Source organism: Brevibacterium sp. LS14, from assembly GCF_012027885.1.
GTDB lineage: Bacteria > Actinomycetota > Actinomycetes > Actinomycetales > Brevibacteriaceae > Brevibacterium > Brevibacterium casei.
Genome location: NZ_SJXG01000060.1, coordinates 451,166 through 470,037, shown reverse-complemented (window position 1 = coordinate 470,037; position 18,872 = coordinate 451,166). Strand labels below are relative to the sequence as shown.

15 protein-coding genes are annotated in these 18,872 nt (G+C 68.2%); 6 read left to right on the top strand and 9 right to left on the bottom strand.

Features of this window, described 5'->3' with window-relative positions:
• Positions 1-63: 63 nt before the first annotated feature.
• Together ppgK and map are read right to left on the bottom strand one after the other, a co-directional pair.
• Positions 64-897 (bottom strand): polyphosphate--glucose phosphotransferase, encoded by an 834-nt coding sequence (gene ppgK, locus EZE58_RS16615; RefSeq protein ID WP_009375672.1) that lies wholly within the window; start codon positions 895-897, stop codon positions 64-66.
• Complete coding sequence (gene map, locus EZE58_RS16610) at positions 890-1,804, bottom strand: type I methionyl aminopeptidase (RefSeq protein ID WP_009375674.1); 915 nt, start codon at positions 1,802-1,804, stop codon at positions 890-892. The genes ppgK and map overlap by 8 nt, the downstream gene beginning before the upstream one ends.
• A 132-nt stretch (positions 1,805-1,936) precedes the next feature.
• Here map and EZE58_RS16605 point away from each other — a divergent pair, with 132 nt between their 5' ends.
• The gene (locus EZE58_RS16605; RefSeq protein ID WP_009375676.1) at positions 1,937-2,662 is read left to right on the top strand and encodes an FCD domain-containing protein; all 726 of its coding nucleotides are present in this window, start codon (positions 1,937-1,939) and stop codon (positions 2,660-2,662) included.
• Between the two features lie 353 nt (positions 2,663-3,015).
• On the opposite strand, the gene ald is transcribed toward EZE58_RS16605, so the two are convergent.
• Positions 3,016-4,134 carry an alanine dehydrogenase gene (ald, locus tag EZE58_RS16600; protein ID WP_009375678.1) on the bottom strand — a complete coding sequence of 373 codons (1,119 nt, stop codon included), beginning with the start codon at positions 4,132-4,134 and terminating at the stop codon, positions 3,016-3,018.
• Between the two features lie 374 nt (positions 4,135-4,508).
• Between ald and EZE58_RS16595 the strand changes: the two genes are divergently transcribed.
• The 3 genes from EZE58_RS16595 to EZE58_RS16585 are packed head-to-tail and all read left to right on the top strand — an operon-like array spanning position 4,509 to position 9,113.
• Positions 4,509-4,712, top strand: a complete 204-nt coding sequence (locus EZE58_RS16595; protein WP_009375680.1) for a hypothetical protein — start codon at positions 4,509-4,511, stop codon at positions 4,710-4,712.
• Positions 4,713-4,715: 3 nt separating this feature from the next.
• The gene (glnA, locus tag EZE58_RS16590) at positions 4,716-6,068 is read left to right on the top strand and encodes a type I glutamate--ammonia ligase (RefSeq protein WP_009375682.1); all 1,353 of its coding nucleotides are present in this window, start codon (positions 4,716-4,718) and stop codon (positions 6,066-6,068) included.
• 3 nt (positions 6,069-6,071) lie between these two features.
• Positions 6,072-9,113 (top strand): bifunctional [glutamine synthetase] adenylyltransferase/[glutamine synthetase]-adenylyl-L-tyrosine phosphorylase, encoded by a 3,042-nt coding sequence (locus EZE58_RS16585; protein WP_009375683.1) that lies wholly within the window; start codon positions 6,072-6,074, stop codon positions 9,111-9,113.
• Positions 9,114-9,117: 4 nt separating this feature from the next.
• Here the strand turns inward: EZE58_RS16585 and EZE58_RS16580 are convergent, their stop codons facing one another.
• Both EZE58_RS16580 and glnA (EZE58_RS16575) read right to left on the bottom strand, forming a co-directional pair.
• Entirely contained in the window at positions 9,118-10,596 is a 1,479-nt protein-coding gene (locus EZE58_RS16580) for a mycothione reductase (RefSeq protein ID WP_009375684.1), read from the bottom strand.
• Positions 10,597-10,735: 139 nt separating this feature from the next.
• Entirely contained in the window at positions 10,736-12,160 is a 1,425-nt protein-coding gene (glnA, locus tag EZE58_RS16575) for a type I glutamate--ammonia ligase (protein ID WP_009375685.1), read from the bottom strand.
• Between the two features lie 142 nt (positions 12,161-12,302).
• On the opposite strand from glnA (EZE58_RS16575), the gene EZE58_RS16570 reads away from it, so the two are divergent.
• On the top strand, positions 12,303-12,743 hold the full coding sequence (locus EZE58_RS16570) for an RDD family protein (protein ID WP_009375686.1): 441 nt from the start codon (positions 12,303-12,305) through the stop codon (positions 12,741-12,743).
• Between the two features lie 86 nt (positions 12,744-12,829).
• Here the strand turns inward: EZE58_RS16570 and EZE58_RS16565 are convergent, their stop codons facing one another.
• From EZE58_RS16565 to lipB, 3 genes are read right to left on the bottom strand one after another with little or no spacing between them, the layout of a single operon-like run.
• Complete coding sequence (locus EZE58_RS16565; RefSeq protein WP_040341010.1) at positions 12,830-13,561, bottom strand: DUF4191 domain-containing protein; 732 nt, start codon at positions 13,559-13,561, stop codon at positions 12,830-12,832.
• Positions 13,562-13,616: 55 nt separating this feature from the next.
• Positions 13,617-14,669 carry a lipoyl synthase gene (gene lipA, locus EZE58_RS16560; RefSeq protein ID WP_009375688.1) on the bottom strand — a complete coding sequence of 351 codons (1,053 nt, stop codon included), beginning with the start codon at positions 14,667-14,669 and terminating at the stop codon, positions 13,617-13,619.
• A gap of 10 nt (positions 14,670-14,679) precedes the next feature.
• Positions 14,680-15,318 (bottom strand): lipoyl(octanoyl) transferase LipB, encoded by a 639-nt coding sequence (gene lipB, locus EZE58_RS16555; protein ID WP_063250489.1) that lies wholly within the window; start codon positions 15,316-15,318, stop codon positions 14,680-14,682.
• A gap of 156 nt (positions 15,319-15,474) precedes the next feature.
• Here lipB and EZE58_RS16550 point away from each other — a divergent pair, with 156 nt between their 5' ends.
• Positions 15,475-16,908, top strand: a complete 1,434-nt coding sequence (locus EZE58_RS16550; protein WP_167560958.1) for a hypothetical protein — start codon at positions 15,475-15,477, stop codon at positions 16,906-16,908.
• 62 nt (positions 16,909-16,970) lie between these two features.
• On the opposite strand, the gene sucB is transcribed toward EZE58_RS16550, so the two are convergent.
• On the bottom strand, positions 16,971-18,869 hold the full coding sequence (sucB, locus tag EZE58_RS16545; protein WP_167560956.1) for a 2-oxoglutarate dehydrogenase, E2 component, dihydrolipoamide succinyltransferase: 1,899 nt from the start codon (positions 18,867-18,869) through the stop codon (positions 16,971-16,973).
• Positions 18,870-18,872: the final 3 nt, after the last annotated feature.

Here is an 18,872-nt window from a genome sequence, read left to right as displayed (position 1 = left end):
ACATTCATGTGACCAGCATACCGATCACGTGACTGGCTGAACAGTCAGACGGGACTGCAGTGCTCAGCCGAGGCCCTTCTTCACCCGAGGCTTGCCGTCGTTGACGGCCAGTATTGCGGCACCGACGATGCCCGCGTTGTTGAACATCTTCGCCGGGCACATCACAGCCCGAGTCGTGATGAGCGGAAGGAACTCGTCGTGGCGCTTCGAGATGCCGCCGCCGACGATGATGAGATCCGGGGCGACGAGCAGCTCGACCTGCGAGTAGTACTGCTGCAGCCGCTTCGCCCACTCGTCGAACTCGAGCTCCTCACGGACCTTGACCGACTCCGCTGCCTGCGTCTCCGCGTCACGGCCATTCATCTCGATGTGGCCGAGCTCGGTGTAGGGGACGAGGCGACCCTGCGTGAACAGCGCCGTGCCGATACCGGTGCCCAACGTCGTGAGCAGCACCGTCTTCTTCCGGTACTTCCGCCCGGCACCGAAGACCATCTCGGCCAGACCCGCGGCGTCGGCGTCGTTCATGATGAAGAACTGCCTGCCCATGCGCTTGCGCAGGATCGCCTGGATGTTCGAGCCGATCCAGCTCCTGTCGAGGTTCGCCGCGTAGTGGACCTCGTCGTCGAGGACGACGCCGGGGAACCCGCACCCGAGCGGCAGCGCGTCGAGGACGCCGCGGTCGGCGACGACCTCGAGTTCGAGGGCACGCTCGACGAGGAGGTCGACCACCTCGGCGATGGCATCGGCCACGGCATCCGGGGTGCTCGGCTTCGGAGTGAGCACGCGCACGCGCTTGAACGCGAGCTGGCCGGTCTCCGTGTCGACGAGGGCGGCCTTGATCCCGGTGCCCCCGATGTCGATGCCGATTGCGAAGCGGGCGGGGGTGTCCTCAGTCATCTGCGTCCTTGGGCGTCGGGCCGCCGGCGATCGCCGAGGCGGGGTCGGGAAGGGTGAGGATGTCGGCGCCGGAGTCGGTGACGACGATGGTGTGCTCGAACTGGGCGGAGCGCTTCCGGTCCTTCGTCACGACCGTCCACGAATCGTCCCAGACGTCCCAGGCCTCGGTGCCGAGGTTGAGCATCGGTTCGATCGTGAAGATCATCCCCGGCTCCATCACCTCGGCGTGGGAGGGTGCGGCATCGTAGTGGGGGACGATGAGGCCGGAGTGGAACTCACGGCCGACGCCGTGGCCGCTGTAGTCGCGGACGACCCCGTAGCCGAAGCGCTTGGCGTATTTCTCGATGACCCGGCCGATGACGTTGATCTCCCGGCCTGGGCGCACCGCCTTGATGCCGCGCATCGTCGCCTCCCACGTCCGTTCGATGAGGAGGCGCGACTCGTCGTCGATGTCTCCGACGGCGAATGTGTAGTTCGTGTCCCCGTGCATGCCGCCGATGTAGGCGGTGATGTCGACGTTGACGATGTCGCCGTTCTCGAGCACGGTCGAGTCGGGGATGCCGTGGCAGATGACCTCGTTGACCGAGGTGCACACGGACTTCGGGAAGCCACGGTAGCCGAGCGTCGACGGGTAGGCGCCGTGGTCGGCCATGAACGCGTGGGCGACCCGGTCGATCTCATCGGTCGTCACCCCGGGGGCGATGATCTCTCCGACGGCGGCCAGGGCGTTGGCCGCGATGCCGCCGGCGACGCGGACGCGCTCGATCTCCTCGGGCGTGTACTGGTCGCCGCCGCGGCCTTCGTCGGCGTCGGCGCGCCCGACGTACTCGGGTCGGGTGATCGAAGCGGGGACCTGACGTTCGGGGGAGAGCGTTCCGGGCGTGATGAGGCGAGGATGGGCTGTCATGATGGTCACGATTCTAGAGCCCCGGCGCATCGAGAATCCACTGACGAGCACCCCACCGACGTCCCGCCTCGGCGGTGGGAAAGCTTAGACTCGGAGAAGACACAGAACCGGGAGAGCGAAAGTGGAGGTGCGATGAGCGAGCGGCCTGACCTGCCCGGCAAGGAGTTCTCCGGGCTGAGCGAGGTCGTCAGCCTCACGAGCGCCCCGCAGCAGATCGCCGACCACATCCTCTCCGGCATCGCGGTCGGCGCCCTGCCCGAGGGCACGCTGCTGCCGGGGGAGCGCGCGCTGGCCGCCGACCTCCAGGTGTCGCGATCGAGTGTTCGGGCCGCCCTTGAGCGCCTCGAGCGGCTCGGCGTCGTCGAACGCCGTCGCGGCCGTGGCGGCGGCACTTTCGTCGCGAGCGCCGCACCAGCGACCCTCGCCCCGATGGCCGAGAGGATCGAGGAGTTCCACGCCGAGCGGCGCAACCTCCTCGACGCCCGCGCCGTGTTCCAGAACAGCCTAGCCGCGACCGCGGCGCTGCGCCGCACCGACGACGAGCTCGACGAGCTGCGCGATCTCGCGGATGCCTACTCCGAACGCGCCGAGGCGTCGGCCGCCCGCACGGCCGACGCCCGGTTCCACTTCGCGATCGCCCGGGCCGGACACAACCCCGAGCTCGTGCGCATCGCCATCGACATCGACACCCGCATCAACGCCGGTTTCCGCCACGACCCGTTCTCCCACGAGCTCTTCGATCGGGCCGTCATCGACCACGCCGCGATCGTCGAGGCGATTGCCGCCGGAGACGCCGAGGCGGCGGGTCGCTTGTGCGAGGAGCATTTCCGGCAGACGACGATGCGGGAGACCCGGTAGGCGGCCGCGAGCGTCGACACTGATCGTTCGCGGTCGCGCACGAGACCGTCTGCGATTGCGCCCGCGGTTGTGCACGGCGGCGGCCCTGTAGACGTCCCCACGGGGACGTTCTCCCTCTCACCCCCTACTTCAAACGGCACGTCCTACCCCAAGCGCGGAAGCGCACCCGAACCGACGCTGCGCACCTGCACTGCCACAACCTCGGCGGGGGAATGCACAACGCACCGCCGGCGTCTGTTCATCCCGGTCTACGGGGTGGAGAAGACGCTGACGGTGCGTTGTGCGCCCAGCGGCCGGCCGAGCGACTCAGAGCCGCCCGGGCTGGAGCTCAGGCATGGGCCGGAGCCGCCGCCTCAGTTCGCGAGCGCGTGCTCGACGGAGACGGCCTGGAGGCCGAACGCCTCGGCGACGTTGTCGTTCGTCACGTGGCCGTTGTGGGTGTTGAGGCCGCGGGCGAGACCGGTGTCGTTCGACAGCGCCTTGTGCCAGCCCTGGTCGGCGAGCTTGACGGCGAACGGCAGGGTCGCGTTCGTCAGCGCCGCGGTCGCGGTGTTCGGCACGGCGCCGGGCATGTTCGCCACGCAGTAGAAGATCGACTGGTGGACGACGTAGGTCGGGTCGTCGTGGGTCGTCGGGTGCGAGCCCTCGAAGCAGCCGCCTTGGTCGATCGCGATGTCGACGAGCACGGAACCGGGCTTCATGCCGGCGACCATGTCGTCGGTGACGAGCTTGGGAGCCTTCTTGCCCGGGATGAGGACGGAGCCGATGACGAGGTCGGCCGTCGAGAGCGACTTCGTGATCTCGTACCTGTTCGACACCTTCGTTGCGATCGCACCATTGAAGGTCTCGTCGATCTGGCGCAGGCGGGGGATGTTGATGTCGATGACCTCGACGTTGGCGCCGAGGCCGAGCGCCATGCGTGCGGCGTTCGTGCCGGCGACGCCGGCGCCGATGACGACGACGTTGGCCTTGTCGGTGCCGGGCACGCCGGAGAGGAGCACACCGCGGCCGCCTTCGGCCTTGAGCAGGCTGTGCGCACCGACCTGCGTCGAGAGCCGACCGGCGATCTCCGACATCGGAGCGAGCAGGGGCAGGCCGCCGCCGTCGGGCTGGACGGTCTCGTAGGCGATGGCGGTGGTGCCGGCCTCCATGAGCGCCTTCGTCAGCGCCTCATCGGCGGCGAGGTGGAGGTAGGTGAAGAGGATGAGGTCCTTGCGGAGGAAGCCGTACTCCTGCGCGATGGGCTCCTTGACCTTGAGGACCATGTCCCCGGCGGCCCAGGTGCTCGCGGCGTCGGGAGCGATGGTCGCACCGGCTGCGGTGTATTCGTCGTCGCTGATGAATGAGCCTTCGCCGGCACCGGCCTGAACGGTGACCTCGTGACCGCGGGAGACGAGCTCATGGACGCCGGCAGCGGTGATGGCGACCCGGAACTCGTTGTTCTTGACCTCTGTGGGCACTGAAATGCGCATTGGATTCCTTCTCTCATGGCGCCCCGGCAGCGGGGCAGGTCCGGCCGCGCGAGGCAACGGCCGAGGGTACATCTCACTCTAAGCTTCTGAAGGTCTGGGAGGCAAACCTTTACATGCCCATTTCGTGCCGAGTCTTGCGGAATCGGTTGTCCACGATGCGAAAGATTACGGAATGGTTCGATCGACGGCAGCGTCGGGATGCCTCGGCGGGAGACTCCGCCTGCAGTGACACGGGCGGTCAGATGACCGCGTCCAGCTCAATGCCCACAGTCGCCGACACGGCGCCGACACCTCGGCGAACACCCCTGTCAGGAGGGCTGCGAACCGGTAAGCTGACATCGTCAGGGCACCACAGCAACGACGGAAGGCCGGCCATGGGACTGTTCAAGGATATCGACGAGGCGAACTCCAAGTGGTACTTCAACACCGCGACGGGTGAGGTCGAACAGGGTCTCGTCAGTGACTGGACCCACCGGATGGGCCCCTACACCACCGAGGCGGAGGCACGCGACGCCCTCGAACAGGCGAAGAAGCGCAACGAGGAGTGGAACGAAGACGACGAGAAGTGGAACGGCTGATCGATGTCGCGACAGGAAGAGTTCGTCCTCCGCACCGTCGAGGACCGTGAGGTCCGGTTCATCCGCCTCTGGTTCACCGACGTCCTCGGCGGACTGAAGTCGGTGGCGATCGTGCCCGCCGAACTCGAGGGCGCGTTCTCCGAGGGCATCGGGTTCGACGGCTCGGCGGTCGAAGGACTCTCCCGGGTCTACGAGGCCGACATGGTCCTCAAACCCGACCCCTCGACGTTCTCCCTGCTGCCGTGGCGCGGAGAGACCGAGCCGACGGGCCGGATGTTCTGCGACATCCACGTCCCCGGGGGCGAACCGGCCAAGGCCGACCCGCGCAACGTCCTCAAGCGCACCCTCGAAGCGGCGGCAAAGAAGGGCTTCACCTTCTATGTCCACCCGGAGATCGAGTTCTACCTCTTCCGCTCCGGCAACCTCGATTCCGGCAACGGGACCCTCGGTGCGCCCGTGCCCGTCGACACCGCAGGCTACTTCGACCACGTCAACGGCGGCACCGCGAACGACTTCCGCCGCTCGGCGGTGACGATGCTCGAGGCGATGGGTCTGTCCGTCGAGTTCTCCCACCACGAGGCGGGACCAGGCCAGAACGAGATCGACCTCCGCTACGCCGACGCGCTGACGATGGCCGACAACATCATGACGTTCCGGTCGGTGATCAAGGAGGTCGCGATCGCCCAGGGCGTCTACGCCTCCTTCATGCCCAAGCCGCTCTCCGACCATCCCGGCAACGGGATGCACACCCACGTCTCCCTCTTCGAGGGGGAGAACAACGCGTTCTTCGAACCGGGGGCGACCTACCAGCTGTCGAAGACCGGGCGCCAGTTCATCGCGGGCCTCCTCCATCACGCGGCGGAGATCACCGCGGTGACGAACCAGTACGTCAACTCCTACAAGCGGCTGTGGACCGGCCACGAGGCTCCCTCGTACATCTGCTGGGGCCACCGCAACCGCTCCGCGCTTGTGCGTGTGCCCCAGTACAACTCGGGCAAGTCGTCCTCGGCTCGCGTCGAGTACCGGGGGCTGGACTCCTCGGCGAACCCGTACCTCTCCTACGCCCTCATGCTCGCCGCCGGGCTCAAGGGCATCGAAGAGGACTACGAACTGCCCGAGGAGGCCGAGGACAACGTCTGGCTGCTCTCGGACACCGAACGTCGGGCGATGGGCATCCGCGCCCTGCCTGCCAGCCTCGCCGAGGCAGTCGAGATCATGGAGGGCTCCGACCTCGTCGCCGAGACGCTCGGTGAGGAGGTCTTCGACTTCTTCCTCCGCAACAAGCGCCAGGAATGGACCGAATACCGGGCGCAGGTGACGCCGTACGAGCTCAGCAAGCACTTCTCGTCGATGTAGACCATGGCTCGGATCACCTCACGGACCCCTGCCGGCTCCACGTCGGCCACCCGCTTCCTCGGCGACATCGACGGGATCGTCGGAGCGCCGCTGGCCACGGATTCGCGGTTCGTCGACCTGCTCGAGGCGACCCCGGACCCGCACCAGGCCGCTCTCGGCCTCCTCCGCGTCCTCGAACAGTGCGAGGACGATGGACGCGCCCTCGTCGAGGCGGTAGGAGCGGGCGGGCCGGACCCCGTCGCCGAGGCGGATCTCGACCGCCCGCTGCTCGCGCGACTGCTTCGGGTGCTCGGCACCTCCGAGGCGATGGTCGATCATCTCGTCCGCCACCCCGACTCGCTGGGCATCCTGCTCAACCGTGCCCCGTATCTCATGATCTCGACCCCGCAGGCCTCGGCGAGCGCCCTGCGCGAGACGCTGCTGGAAAGCGTCGGCGCCGACCCGGATGATCCGGCCCCGGTCGCCGCTCACACCGGCAACGAGGGGATCGCTCGCCTGCGCCGGGCCTACCGGGACGTGCTTCTCGCCCTCATGGCCGACGACCTCTTCGCCGACCAACCCGAGGACATCGTCGACCTCGTCACCGCAGTCCTCTCCGACCTCGCCTCGGCCGCGATGGAGGCGGGCCTGTCCATCGCCCGGGCCGAGCTCGACCCGGACGCGGACGTCCGGATGGCCGTGATCGCGCTCGGGAAGACCGGGGCAAGGGAGCTCAACTACGTCTCCGACGTCGACGTCGTCTTCGTCCTCGCCTCCGAGTCGACCGACGCTCAGCGGCGCCTGGCCACCGAGGTGGCGCAGCGGATGCGCTCGATCCTCTCCGACCCCGGTGCCGAACCGGCGCTGTGGGAGGTCGACACCGCCCTGCGTCCCGAGGGCAAGGCCGGAGCGCTCGTGCGCACGATGTCGGAGTTCGAGCACTACTACGCCGATGTCGCGAAGAACTGGGAGTTCCAGGCTCTCCTCAAAGCGCGGCCCGTCGCCGGCGACTCCGAGGTCGGCACCGCGTTCACCGACACGCTCGGCCCTCTCGTCTGGGAGGCTGCCGGCCGGGAGGGCTTCATCGACGGGATCCGGGCGATGCGCCGTCGAGTCGTCGACCTCATCCCCGCCGCCGAAGCGCCGCGGCAGATCAAACTCGGACGCGGGGGACTGCGCGACGTCGAGTTCTCCGCGCAGCTCCTCCAGCTCGTCCACGGGCAGAGCGACGACGAGATCCGGTCCCCGAACACGCTGCTCGCCCTGTCCGCCCTCGGAGAGCACGGCTACATCGGCCAAGACGATGCCGCAGCGTTCTCCGCGGCCTACCGTTTCATGCGTGTCGTCGAACACCGTGTGCAGATCCCGCGGATGCTGCGCAACGCCCTCATCCCCGACGACGAGGCGAAGCTGCGGACTCTCGCACGCTCCGTCTTCACCTCCGGCACCCGCTCGGGGGAGCGGCTCGAGGAGACGCGCCGGGACTTCGCCAAGCAGGTCACGCGGCTGCACGAGCAGATCTTCTACCGTCCCGTCCTCGACGCCGCCGTCGGCGTCCACGGTGCCGTCGTCGACGCCCATCACCGGGGCACGAGCCTCCAGGCGGCCGCCGACCGGCTCCGCGCCTTCGGCTACCGCGACCCGCAGGGTGCGCTCGGCCACATCAAGTCGCTCACGGCGGGCATGTCGCGCACCGCCCACGTCATCCGGCAGGTCCTGCCGGCGCTGCTCGACTGGTTCTCCGACGGCGTCGATCCCGATGCCGCCCTGCTGTCGTTCCGTCGGCTCACCGACTCTCTCTCCTCCTCGGGCTGGTTCCTCAAGATGCTGCGCGACTCCGGGCTCGCCGCGAAGTCCGTCGCCGAGGTCCTCACGCTCTCCGGGTACGCGACGGAACTCCTGCTGCGCCAGCCGGCCGCCGTCGCGTGGCTCGACGACTACCAGAGTCTCCACGCCCGCGACCTCGAGGTCCTCGGCGCCGAGATCGAGGGACTGCTCTCCCGGCACGGCGGGTCAGCGGTGTCGCGGATTCGGGAGACGTACTCCCGGGAGCTGCTGCGCATCGCCCTGCGCGACGTCCTCGACGTCGGCGACCGGGCCGAGGTGCCCGGCGATCTCTCCGACCTCATGGACCTCACGGTCTCCGGTGCGCTGGCGGCCGTGCGTCTCGACCTCGACGAAGAGTCGACGCCGGACTACGAGTTCGCGGTCATCGCCATGGGGCGGTGGGGCGGCCGGGAGATCGGGTACTTCTCCGACGGGGATGCGATGTTCGTCTACCGTGCCCGCGACGAGGACCTCGACGCCGAGGCGCGGGCGAAGCTGAGCAAACACGTCAACAAGGTCGCCCTCCAGCTCACTTCGCGCCTCAAGGCGAGCGAGGGGGCCAAGGGCATCGACCTCGACGCAGATCTGCGCCCCGAGGGCAAGAACGGTCCGCTCGTGCGCACATTCGCCTCCTACCAGTCCTACTACGCGAAATGGTCGGAGCCGTGGGAGGCCCAGGCACTCCTGCGGGCCAGGCCCGTCGCCGGCGACTCAGCGCTGACAGAGGAGTTCACGGCCCTCATCGACCCTCTGCGCTACCCCGAGCAGATGACCGGGAAGGCGCTCACCCAGGTGCGCACCCTCAAAGCGCGGATGGAGGACGAGCGGCTGCCCAAGGGCGCGGACAAGCGCCGACACCTCAAGCTCGGCCGGGGGAGCCTCTCCGACGTCGAATGGACCGTCCAGCTCCTCCAGCTGCGCTTCGCCCACTCGGTTCCGGGCCTGCGGACGACGTCGACGCTGCCGGCCCTCGAAGCCGCGGCGGCCGCGGACCTCATCCCCGCAGAGGACGCCGCGGAGCTCGCCGTCGCCTGGCAGCTGGCCACGAACGTCCGTTCAGCGGTCATGCTCTTCCGCGGGCGCACCGCCGAGTCGTTGCCCGACGAGCACTCCGAGCTCGAAGCCACGGCCCGTCTCCTCGGGTATCCGGCCGGGGGCGGACGGGAGCTCGAGGACGACTACCTGCGTGCGACCCGCCACGCCCGCTCCGTCATGGAGAACCGGTTCTACGAGTTCTGAGGCCTCACCGCGGGGAGAAGTCGAGCCCGAGGAGAGCGTTCTCGATGACCTCGGGCAGGGCAGGATGGATCCAGTACTGCCCGCGGGCCACCTCGTCGGCCGGCTGGTCGAAGGCCATCGCCTGGATCACGGGTTGGATGATCATCGACGCCTCGTGGCCGACGATCTGCGCACCGAGGATGAGCCGGGTGTCCCGGTCGGCGATGATCTTGACGATCCCCGGGTCGTCGGCCATCGCCCACCCGTAGGCGACGTCGGAGTAGTTCTGGACCTTGACGGTGACGTCGTGGCCGGCGGCGCGGGCTTCGTCCTCGGTCATCCCGACCGCGGCCACCTGGGGCGAGGTGAACACCGCCGCGGGTACGGCCTTGTGGCTCGAGCGCGTCAGAGCGGTCTCCGGCGCGGCACCGGGCGCGCCGGCGGCGACGTCGACGGCGAGGTTGTCGCCGACGACGCGCGCCTCGTGGTTGGCGACGTGCTTGAGCTGGTGCTCGGAGCTGATGTCACCGAGGGCGAAGACGCCGGGAACCGGCCTCCCTCCCGCGTAGACCCGCTGGAAGTCATCGACGACGAGCCTGCCGTCGGCCGTCGTGTCGTAGCCGACCGCGGCCGCGTCGAGGCCCTCGGTGTTCGGGTGGCGGCCGATGGCGATGAGGACGATGTCGGCGTCGACCGACGCGGGGATGTCGACGTCGTCCATCCGCCCGCTGGGCTCGAGGTCGATCGTCACCGGAGCTCCCTCGCCCTCGCCGAGGCGGTAGGCAGCCGGCTGGGCACCGAGGATGACGTTGTGGTCGGCCGTGAAGATCTCTGTGAACTCCGCCGAGGCGGTGGCGTCGAAGTCCTGGAGCAGGCGGGGTCCGCGGGCGACGACGGTCACCTCGGTGCCGAAGCTCGAGAGGATATGGGCGAACTCCATCGCGACGACGCCCGAGCCGACGATCGCCAGCCGCTTCGGCTGCTCCGGCAGACGCATGATCGAGTTCGAGGTGACGATCGGGTATCCCGGGGTGTCAACCCGAGCGGGATCGAGCCCGGGGGTGTCGGGGATCGTCGGGGCGGCCCCGGCGGCGATGACGATGCGGTCGGCAGTGATCTCCTCACCGGAGTCGGTGACCACGGTCTTCTCGTCGACGAAGCGGACATGTTCGGGGATGACGGTGTTGTTCGGCTGGCGATCGCTCATCCGGTACTCGCGCCCGCCGGCTTCGATCGCGTCGACGCGGGAGAAGATGCGCTCCTGCAGGTCCGACCAGTCGACGCCGGAGAACGAGGCATCGACATCGTAGCGCTTCGCGTGCGCGGCCTCCTCGGCGACGGTGGCCGGATAGACGAACATCTTCGTGGGGATGCAGCCGACGTTGAGGCAGGTGCCTCCGAAATGCCATTCCTCGGCGATCGCGGTCTTCAGCCCCGCGAACCGCTTGTCGAGGAACATGTTCCCCGAACCCGTGCCGATGACCAGCAGATCGTAATGCGCCATGTTCCGTCCTCGCAGGTGGTGGTGTCGATGATGGGTCCCTGCCGATCCGTGCCGAGGGCAACGCGGCAGGGGCGCCACCGGATGAACCGGTGACGCCCCCATTGTATTCCCTCCGGCGATTCTCCCGCCGCGGGTCGGGTCAGATCGAGAAGTAGAGCTCGAACTCGGTCGGGGTCGGACGCAGGCGCGCGACGTCGATCTCGTTCTCGCGCTTGATCCGGATCCAGGTCTCGATGAGGTCGGGCGTGAACACGTCACCGGCGGTGAGGAAGTCGTGATCGCGCTCGAGCTCGTCGAGCGCCTCGTCGAGGGAGGCCGGCACGAGCTTGATGTCCTTGGCCTCTTCCGGGGGCAGCTCGTAGAGGTCCTTGTCGATCGGCTCCGGCGGTTCGATGCGGTTGCGGATGCCGTCGAGTCCGGCCATGAGCTGGGCGGAGAACGCGAGGTAGGGGTTCGACGACGGGTCGGGCACGCGGAACTCGAGGCGCTTGGCCTTCGGCGAGGAGCCGGTCACCGGGATTCGGATGGCCGCCGAGCGGTTGCGCGCCGAGTAGACGAGGTTGACCGGGGCTTCATAGCCGGGGACGAGGCGGCGGTAGGAGTTGATCGTCGGGTTCGTGAAGGCGAGGACGGCGCCGGCGTGCTCGATGAGGCCGCCGATGTACCAGCGTGCGAGGTCGGAGAGACCCGCATAGCCGTTCTCGTCGTAGAACAGGGGCTCGCCGTCCTTCCACAGCGACTGGTGGCAGTGCATGCCGGAGCCGTTGTCCCCGAAGAGCGGCTTGGGCATGAACGTCACCGTCTTGCCGTACTCGTCGGCGGTGTTCTTGACGACGTACTTGAAGTCGAGGAGCTGGTCGGCTGCGTGCTGGAGGGTGTTGAACTTGTAGTTGATCTCCTGCTGCCCGGCGGTTCCGACCTCATGGTGGGCGCGCTCCATCTCGAAGCCGATGGTCTCGAGCGTCATCGACATCTGGTCGCGGATGTCGGCGAACTTGTCCTGCGGGGAGACGGGGAAGTAGCCGCCCTTGTACGGAGTCTTGTAGCCGAGGTTGCCGCCCGGCTCCTCGGCGCCGGTGTTCCAGGCCGCTTCGACGGAGTCGATCTCGTAGAAGCTGTGGCCGGGGGTGTTCTGATAGCGGATCGAGTCGAACATGTAGAACTCGGCCTCGGCACCGTAGTAGACGGTGTCGGCGATCCCGGTCGACTGGAGGTACTTCTCCGCCTTCGCCGCCACCTGGCGGGGGTCGCGCGAATAGGGCTCGTCGGTGAAGGGGTCGACGATCGAGTGGGTGACCACGAGCGTCTTCGCCTCGCGGTAGGGGTCGACGAACGCCGAGGCGACGTCGGCGAGGAGCTTCATGTCCGACTCGTGGATGCCCTGGAATCCCGTGATCGAGGACCCGTCGAAGAGGAGGCCTTCGGTGATCTCGTCCACGCCGTAGGATGCGGCGGGCAGATTGAAGTGCTGGACGACACCGGGGAGGTCGCAGAAGCGGACATCGACGAATCGCACGTCGTTCTCCGCAATGTAGTTGACGAGTTCTTCAGCAGACGAGAACACTTAGGTCTCCTAGTTAGACGAGTGGTCGGTGGTCCCTGACCACGATCCATCCTAGTTGGCCGGAGGTGAAGCCGTGATGACGGTCATGTTTCGCGGATGTTTCCTGAGGATTCTCCCACGTCGCCTTCGGTAGGCTGGCAGGGTGATCAATCGCGACGACCTCGGGTCCTGGCTGCAGGGCCCTCAGATCCACCGAGAAGAGGGCGACTGGCCCGGACGCAGACTCGGCCTGCCGGAGACCGGTCGGCACTCAGTCGCCCCCGCCTGGCGCCGCCTGCTCGCACTCATGGTCGACTGGTTCATGTGCCTGGCCATCGCCGGCGCCATCGGTTCGACGAATCCGTTCCTCGCCCCGGCGATCTTCGCCGTCGAGAACATCCTCCTCGTCTCCACCCTCGGATACTCCGTCGGGCACCGTCTCTTCGGGATCGAGGTCCGTCGCCTCGACGGCCGTGTCCCGGGGTTCCTGCCCGCGATCATCAGGACGGCGCTCGTCGTCCTCGTCATCCCGGCGCTCATCTTCGACCGCGACAGCCGCGGCCTCCACGACCTCGCCGCACGCACGGTCATCCTCCGCCGCTGACTTCCTACTCGCTGACGCGAGGCCGGACGCACATCGGCCCCGACTCCGCATCTGCGGAGCCGGGGCCGACGAATCTGCGGGGACGGTCAGCGTCCGCGCATCGCCTTGTGGTTGGGGCGGGCCTTGTTCGGGTCGATGCCCTTGGGGATCGGCGGGCGCGTGCCCTGCGTGCCGAGCGCGGAGAGCCGGTTGCGCACCGCGAGGACCTCGGCGCGGTTGAGCTTGCGCGGCAGCTTGTGCACGGCCGAGACGACCTGCTTCATCTGCAGCTGTCCCTCCTCGTTGCCGCCCTGGAGGGTGTGGACGGGAACATTGGGGAGGATGCGCTCATGGCGCTTCTTCTCCTTGGCCAGCAGCTTCGCACTGCGGGCCTTCGGGCCCTCGCTGAGGAGCACGACCCCGGAGCGCCCGGTCGAGCGGAAGACGAGGTCGCGGCTCTTCGGGTCGATCGCGATCGGCTTGTCGTCCATGAGGTAGCCGCGGCGGGCGGTGTTGAGGACCGCGCCGAAGGCACCGGGCTGGCCCTCCATCTGTGCGAACGCCGCGGTCTCGGCGAAACGACCGAGCATGAACATCCCGAGGAGGAGGCCGACCATGAGACCGAGGATCGTCGTGAAGACGGCACCGCCGAAGACGAGTCCGGCCAGAAGGCCGACGAGGGTGCAGCCGACGATCGCAGCGGCGAGCAGCCACGGAGTGGCCTTGTTGTGCTTGGCTGCGAGCTCGTAGACCTGGCGCATCTGCGCCAAGCGGCCCGGCTTCCGGTTCGGATCCTTGGGCTTGCGGCGGAAAAGTCCCTTGCGGCGTTCTTCGCTCATTCTCTCACTTGCTCTTGACGGGCCGGCGGGTGCCCGGAATTATGCCCGGGACCACTCATTGCTCAGCAGTCAAGTCTACCTCTTCGCCGGCGCCGAACATATCCACGACGGCCTGCGCCTCCTGGCGAGCCGGGGTGTGCTTGTCGAGGTGGGCGAGGTGGGCGGGGATCTCCTCCCCGCGGTGGCGCATCGCCGTCGCCCACAGGCGACCCGCGCGGTACGAGGAGCGCACGAGCGGACCCGACATGACGCCGAGGAAGCCGATCTCCTCGGCGGCGTCGCGGAACATGACGAAGTCGGCGGGCTTGACCCACCGGGTGACCGGATGGTGCCGGGGGGAGGGTCGCAGGTACTGCGTGATCGTGATGATGTCGCAACCGGCGTCATGGAGGTCCTGTAGGGCGGAGATGATCTCGTCATTCGTCTCGCCCATGCCGAGGATGAGGTTCGACTTCGTGATCAGTCCCGCCTCCCGGGCCTGCGTGATCACCGACAGTGACCGTTCGTAGCGGAAGGCAGGGCGGATGCGCTTGAAGATCCGCGGGACGGTCTCGACGTTGTGGGCGAGAACCTCGGGGCGGGAGGAGAACACCTCGGCGAGCTGGTCGGGCTTGGCATTGAAGTCGGGGATGAGGAGTTCGACTCCGGTGCCGCGGCCGTCGACGTGGTCGAGGGCGTGGATCTGCCTGACGGTCTCCGCGTAGAGCCAGGCGCCGCCGTCGTCGAGGTCGTCACGGGCGACACCGGTGATCGTCGAGTAGCGCAGACCCATCTCACCGACCGAGGCGGCGACTCGACGGGGCTCGTCGGCGTCGAAGTCGGCAGGACGGCCGGTGTCGATCTGGCAGAAGTCGCAGCGCCTCGTACACTGCTCGCCGCCGATGAGGAACGTCGCCTCGCGATCCTCCCAGCACTCGAAGATGTTCGGGCATCCGGCTTCCTCGCACACGGTGTGGAGGTCCTGCTTGCGGACGAGGGACTTGAGCGAGGTGTACTCGGGGCCGATGTGGGCCTTCGCCTTGATCCAGGCGGGCTTCTCCTCGATGGGCACTTCCGAGTTCCGTGCCTCGACACGGAGCATACGGCGGCCTTCGGGTGCGATCGTCACAGGTGAGCTCCTAAGCGGTGATGGTCTCGTGGAGGATCTCGTCGAGCCGGGGGGCGACCTCTTCTGGGGTCACCGTGCGTCCGAGCTCGGCACTGATGGTCGTGGTGTCGGCGTCGGTGATCCCGCAGGGGATGATCGAGGCATAGGCGCCGAGGTCGTTGCTGCAGTTGAGGGCGAGGCCGTGCATGGTCACGCCCTCGTGGATGCGGATGCCGATCGCCCCGATCTTCCGGTCCCGGCGGACGCCGTCACCGAGGATCCACACGCCGGCGCGCCCCTCGACCGTCGTCGCCTCGATCCCGTACTCGCCGAGCAGGCGGATCATCGAGTCTTCGAGCTGGGCGACGAAGAGGCGGACCTCTTTGGGATCGTTGAGGCGGTAGATGAAGTAGGCGACGAGCTGGCCCGGGCCGTGCCAGGTGATCTTCCCGCCGCGGTCGACGTCGACGACCTCGGTGCCGTCGGTCGGCCGCTCATGGTCCTCGGTGCGCTTGCCCGCCGTGTAGACAGGCGGATGTTCGAGGAGGAGGATCGTCGACTCCCTCGTCCCGGCGAGCACGTCTTCGTGATACTTCTTCTGCAGGTCCCAGGTTCGCCGGTAGTCCGAGAAGGCCGGTGCGAAACCGAGAATTTCAGTGGCCAGAGGCATGCCACCACAATATGCCCGTTGATCGGGGTGTTCAATTGCGCAGAACATGACCCTCGACACCTTTCGCTCGCATTCCGCATTGACTTATCAAACGTCATCATCCATCATCGAATGACATCTAAGATCGTTTCGTTTCATCGATGGGGATGACGAACTATGACATGGCATTACGAGACCACGATCGCCGAGGTGGTCCACCGCCTCCGCGACGACACCGGTGAGTCCGTGTGGGGAGTCGAGAACCGCGGGTTCGATGCCGATCACGACGCGGCACGCGGTACGGAGTCGGTGCTCCTGCCGACGGGGGAGACCGAGGTCCTCCTCGTCGATCCCCTTCCCGGAGGCTTCGTCCTCGACGCCGTCCGCGCCGTCCACGGACTCACCGAGGCAGAGATCCATACTCTCCTGCGCGGATGCTTCGCCGAACTCGCAGCGGTCGGGGACCAGGCCTCCCGGCTCGGCCTCGACTGCTTCGCCCTCGACGCCGAGGGCCGCCCCCGTCTCATCCCCGGGGTGCGGCACCGGCTCGAGACCTCCGTCCGCCGGGCGATCGGCGAGCTCGTCTACCATGCCGCCTACGGATCCCCGTGGAGCGAGGCCCTGCTGCCGGTCGATGTCGCCCTCGCCGAGCGCAGCGCGCAGCTGCGCGCTCTGGTCGCCGATCTCCTCGACGACGATCCTGTCCCGCCATCCGGCGGGGAGGCCGGGGTGGCAGCCGCCGTCGCCGAGGTGTCTGCGCAGTTGGGCACTCTTCCCGCACCGGTTCCGCTGCCGCTCGTCCCGGCCTCCCGCGACCTCGATCCGGCGCAGGCGATCACCGCTCGGCTGCGGGCCGCTCCCGCGCAGGTCCCGACCCCGCAGGGCGACGCTGCCGATCGGCCGGGGCCGGGCGATGTCGGCGCCCGTCCGGGGGAGCGCTCCGGTCGCCTTGGCGCCGCAGCGGCCCTGCGTGCCGCGGCCGCTTCACACGCGCGTCGATCCCGGTCGAGGCGTGGGGAGCGGACCTGCAGGTCGGGTCGGCCACCGCGACGTCCGGAATCCACCCGATCCTCGTGGTGGACCAGGCTGCGGATGAGAGGAGGTCCGGTGCGCTGGGGCATCGCCGCGTCGATCATCGTCGCCGTCCTCGGGGGTCTGCTCGTCGCCTGGTCGACAGCGGAGACACCACCGGCCGGACCCGAGCAGGCGGCGGCGCAGCGGCCGCCTGCGGGTTCGGGGGACGGTGCGGGGGACGAGGATCCCACGGACGAGGACGTCATCGACCGCCTCGGCGACCTCTGTGCCGAACGCGCGCGGGCGCTGGGCGCCGGTGACGGGGATGCCCTCGCCGCACTCACCGTCCCCGGGTCGTCGGCGGCCGCCGCCGACGAACTCATCGACCTCTCCGCCTATGCGGGCGGGACGTACACGGTCACCGTCGGGGACGTCACCGTGGTCGAGCGCACCGACACCGGCATCCGGGTTGCGGCGCGGATGACGACGAGCGCGGAGATCGGAGGACAGGAGGAGCGGTTCGAGGCCGAGGACGTCGTCTTCACGCTCACCGAGCATGAGGGAGCCTGGAGGATCGCCGAGGTGGCGGAGGTGTGAATGCCGCAGGGGGCCGGTCGGTCGACCGGCCCCCTGCGGGCGTGGGATGAGAGCGCTGCGACTCAGAGGTCGAGATCGGCCTCGAAGTTGCCGTCCTCGAGACGAGCCTTGATCGTCTGCAGGAAGCGACCCGCATCCGCACCGTCGACCAGCTGATGGTTGTAGGTCAGCGGCAGGTAGACCATGTCGCGGATCGCGATCGACTCCTCGCCGTCGGCCGTCTTGACGACGATCGGGCGGCGCACGATCGCACCGGTGCCGATGATGCCCATCTGCGGCTGGTTGATGATCGGCGTGTCGAAGAGCGCACCCACCGAGCCGATGTTCGTCACGGTGAAGGTGCCACCGGAGAGCTCATCGGGCATGATCTTGTTGTTGCGGGTGCGGTCGGCGACGTCGTCGATGGCCTTGGCGAGACCGGCGATGCTGAGATCGCCGGCGTCCTTGACCACCGGCACGAGCAGACCGCGCGGAGTGTCCACGGCGACCGCGAGGTTCTCGTGGTCGAAGTAGGTGATCTCCTGCGTCTCGAGGTCGTACTGCGCGTTGACCTTCGGGTGCTGCTTGAGCGCCTCGACGATCGCCTTGGCGAAGAACGGCAGGTAGGTGAGCTTGACGCCGTGCTTGGACTGGAACGCGTCCTTGCTCGCCTTGCGCAGCTTGGCCACACGGGTCATGTCGACCTCGATGACCTGGGTCAGCTGTGCCGAGACCTCGAGCGACTCGCTCATGCGCTTGGCGATGGTCTGCCGGATGCGCGAGGCCTTCTCCGTGGTGCCGCGCAGCTTCGCAGCCTCCTCGGGGATCTCGAGCGTGAACGGCTTCTTCGACTCACCGGCCGGGGTCGACGCCGAGGATGCGGCCGGACGGTTCGCGGCTGCGGCGAGGACGTCCTGCTTGCGGATGCGTCCGCCGACACCGGTGCCGGTGACCGTCGAGAGGTCGACGCCCTCGTCGCGGGCGAGGCGACGCACGAGCGGGGTCACGTAGGCGGAGTTCTCACCCACGGTGTCCGCGGCAGCCGACTCGCTCTTCGCCGGGGTGGACTCAGCCTTCGAGGCGGCCTGGGCGGCCGGAGCGGACTGTGCCGCCGGCTCCTCAGCCTTCGGCGACTCCTGCTTGGGTGCCTCCTGCTTCGGCTCTTCGGCCTTGGGCTCTTCGGCCTTGGGAGCCTCCTCCTTGGGCTCCTCCTTCTTCGGCTCCTCGGCCTTCGGCGCCTCCTCCTGCTTCGGCTCGGACTCTGCCGGCTTCTCAGCTGACGCGCTCGAGGATGCGGAGGGAGCTCCGGAACCGATCCGCGCGAGCGGAGCGCCGACGTCGACGGTCTCGTCCTCCTCGGCGAGGTGCGCCTGGACGATGCCGGCCACGGGGGAGGGGACCTCGGTGTCGACCTTGTCGGTGGAGACCTCGAGCAGGGGCTCGTCGACCTCGACCTCGTCGCCGACCTCCTTGAGCCAGCGGGTGACGGTCCCCTCGGTGACGGACTCGCCGAGGGCGGGCATCGTCACCTCGGTGCCCTCACCGGAATCGTCGGAGGAGGACTCCGCCTCGGCGGGTTCCGGGGACGTCTCGGAGGACTCGTCCGACGCAGAGCTCTCGTCAGACGAGGACTCCTCCGTCGAGGACTCCTCGCCCTCGTCCGCACCAGAAGGCTCTTCGGTCGCACCGGCGGCGACGCTTGCGGGCTCCTCCTCGGGGGCGGTCTCCGAGTCCCCGGAGCCGCTGCCGTCGCCGATGTAGGCGAGGTCGCCGCCGACCTCGACGACGTCGTCCTCGTCGGCGAGGATCTTCTCGAGCACACCGGCGAAGGGGCTGGGGATCTCGGTGTCGACCTTATCGGTCGAGACCTCGAGCAACGGCTCGTCGACCTCGACGGTGTCGCCGACGGACTTCAGCCACCGGGTGACTGTACCTTCGGTCACCGACTCTCCGAGAGCCGGCATCTGCACGGAATTCGACATGTC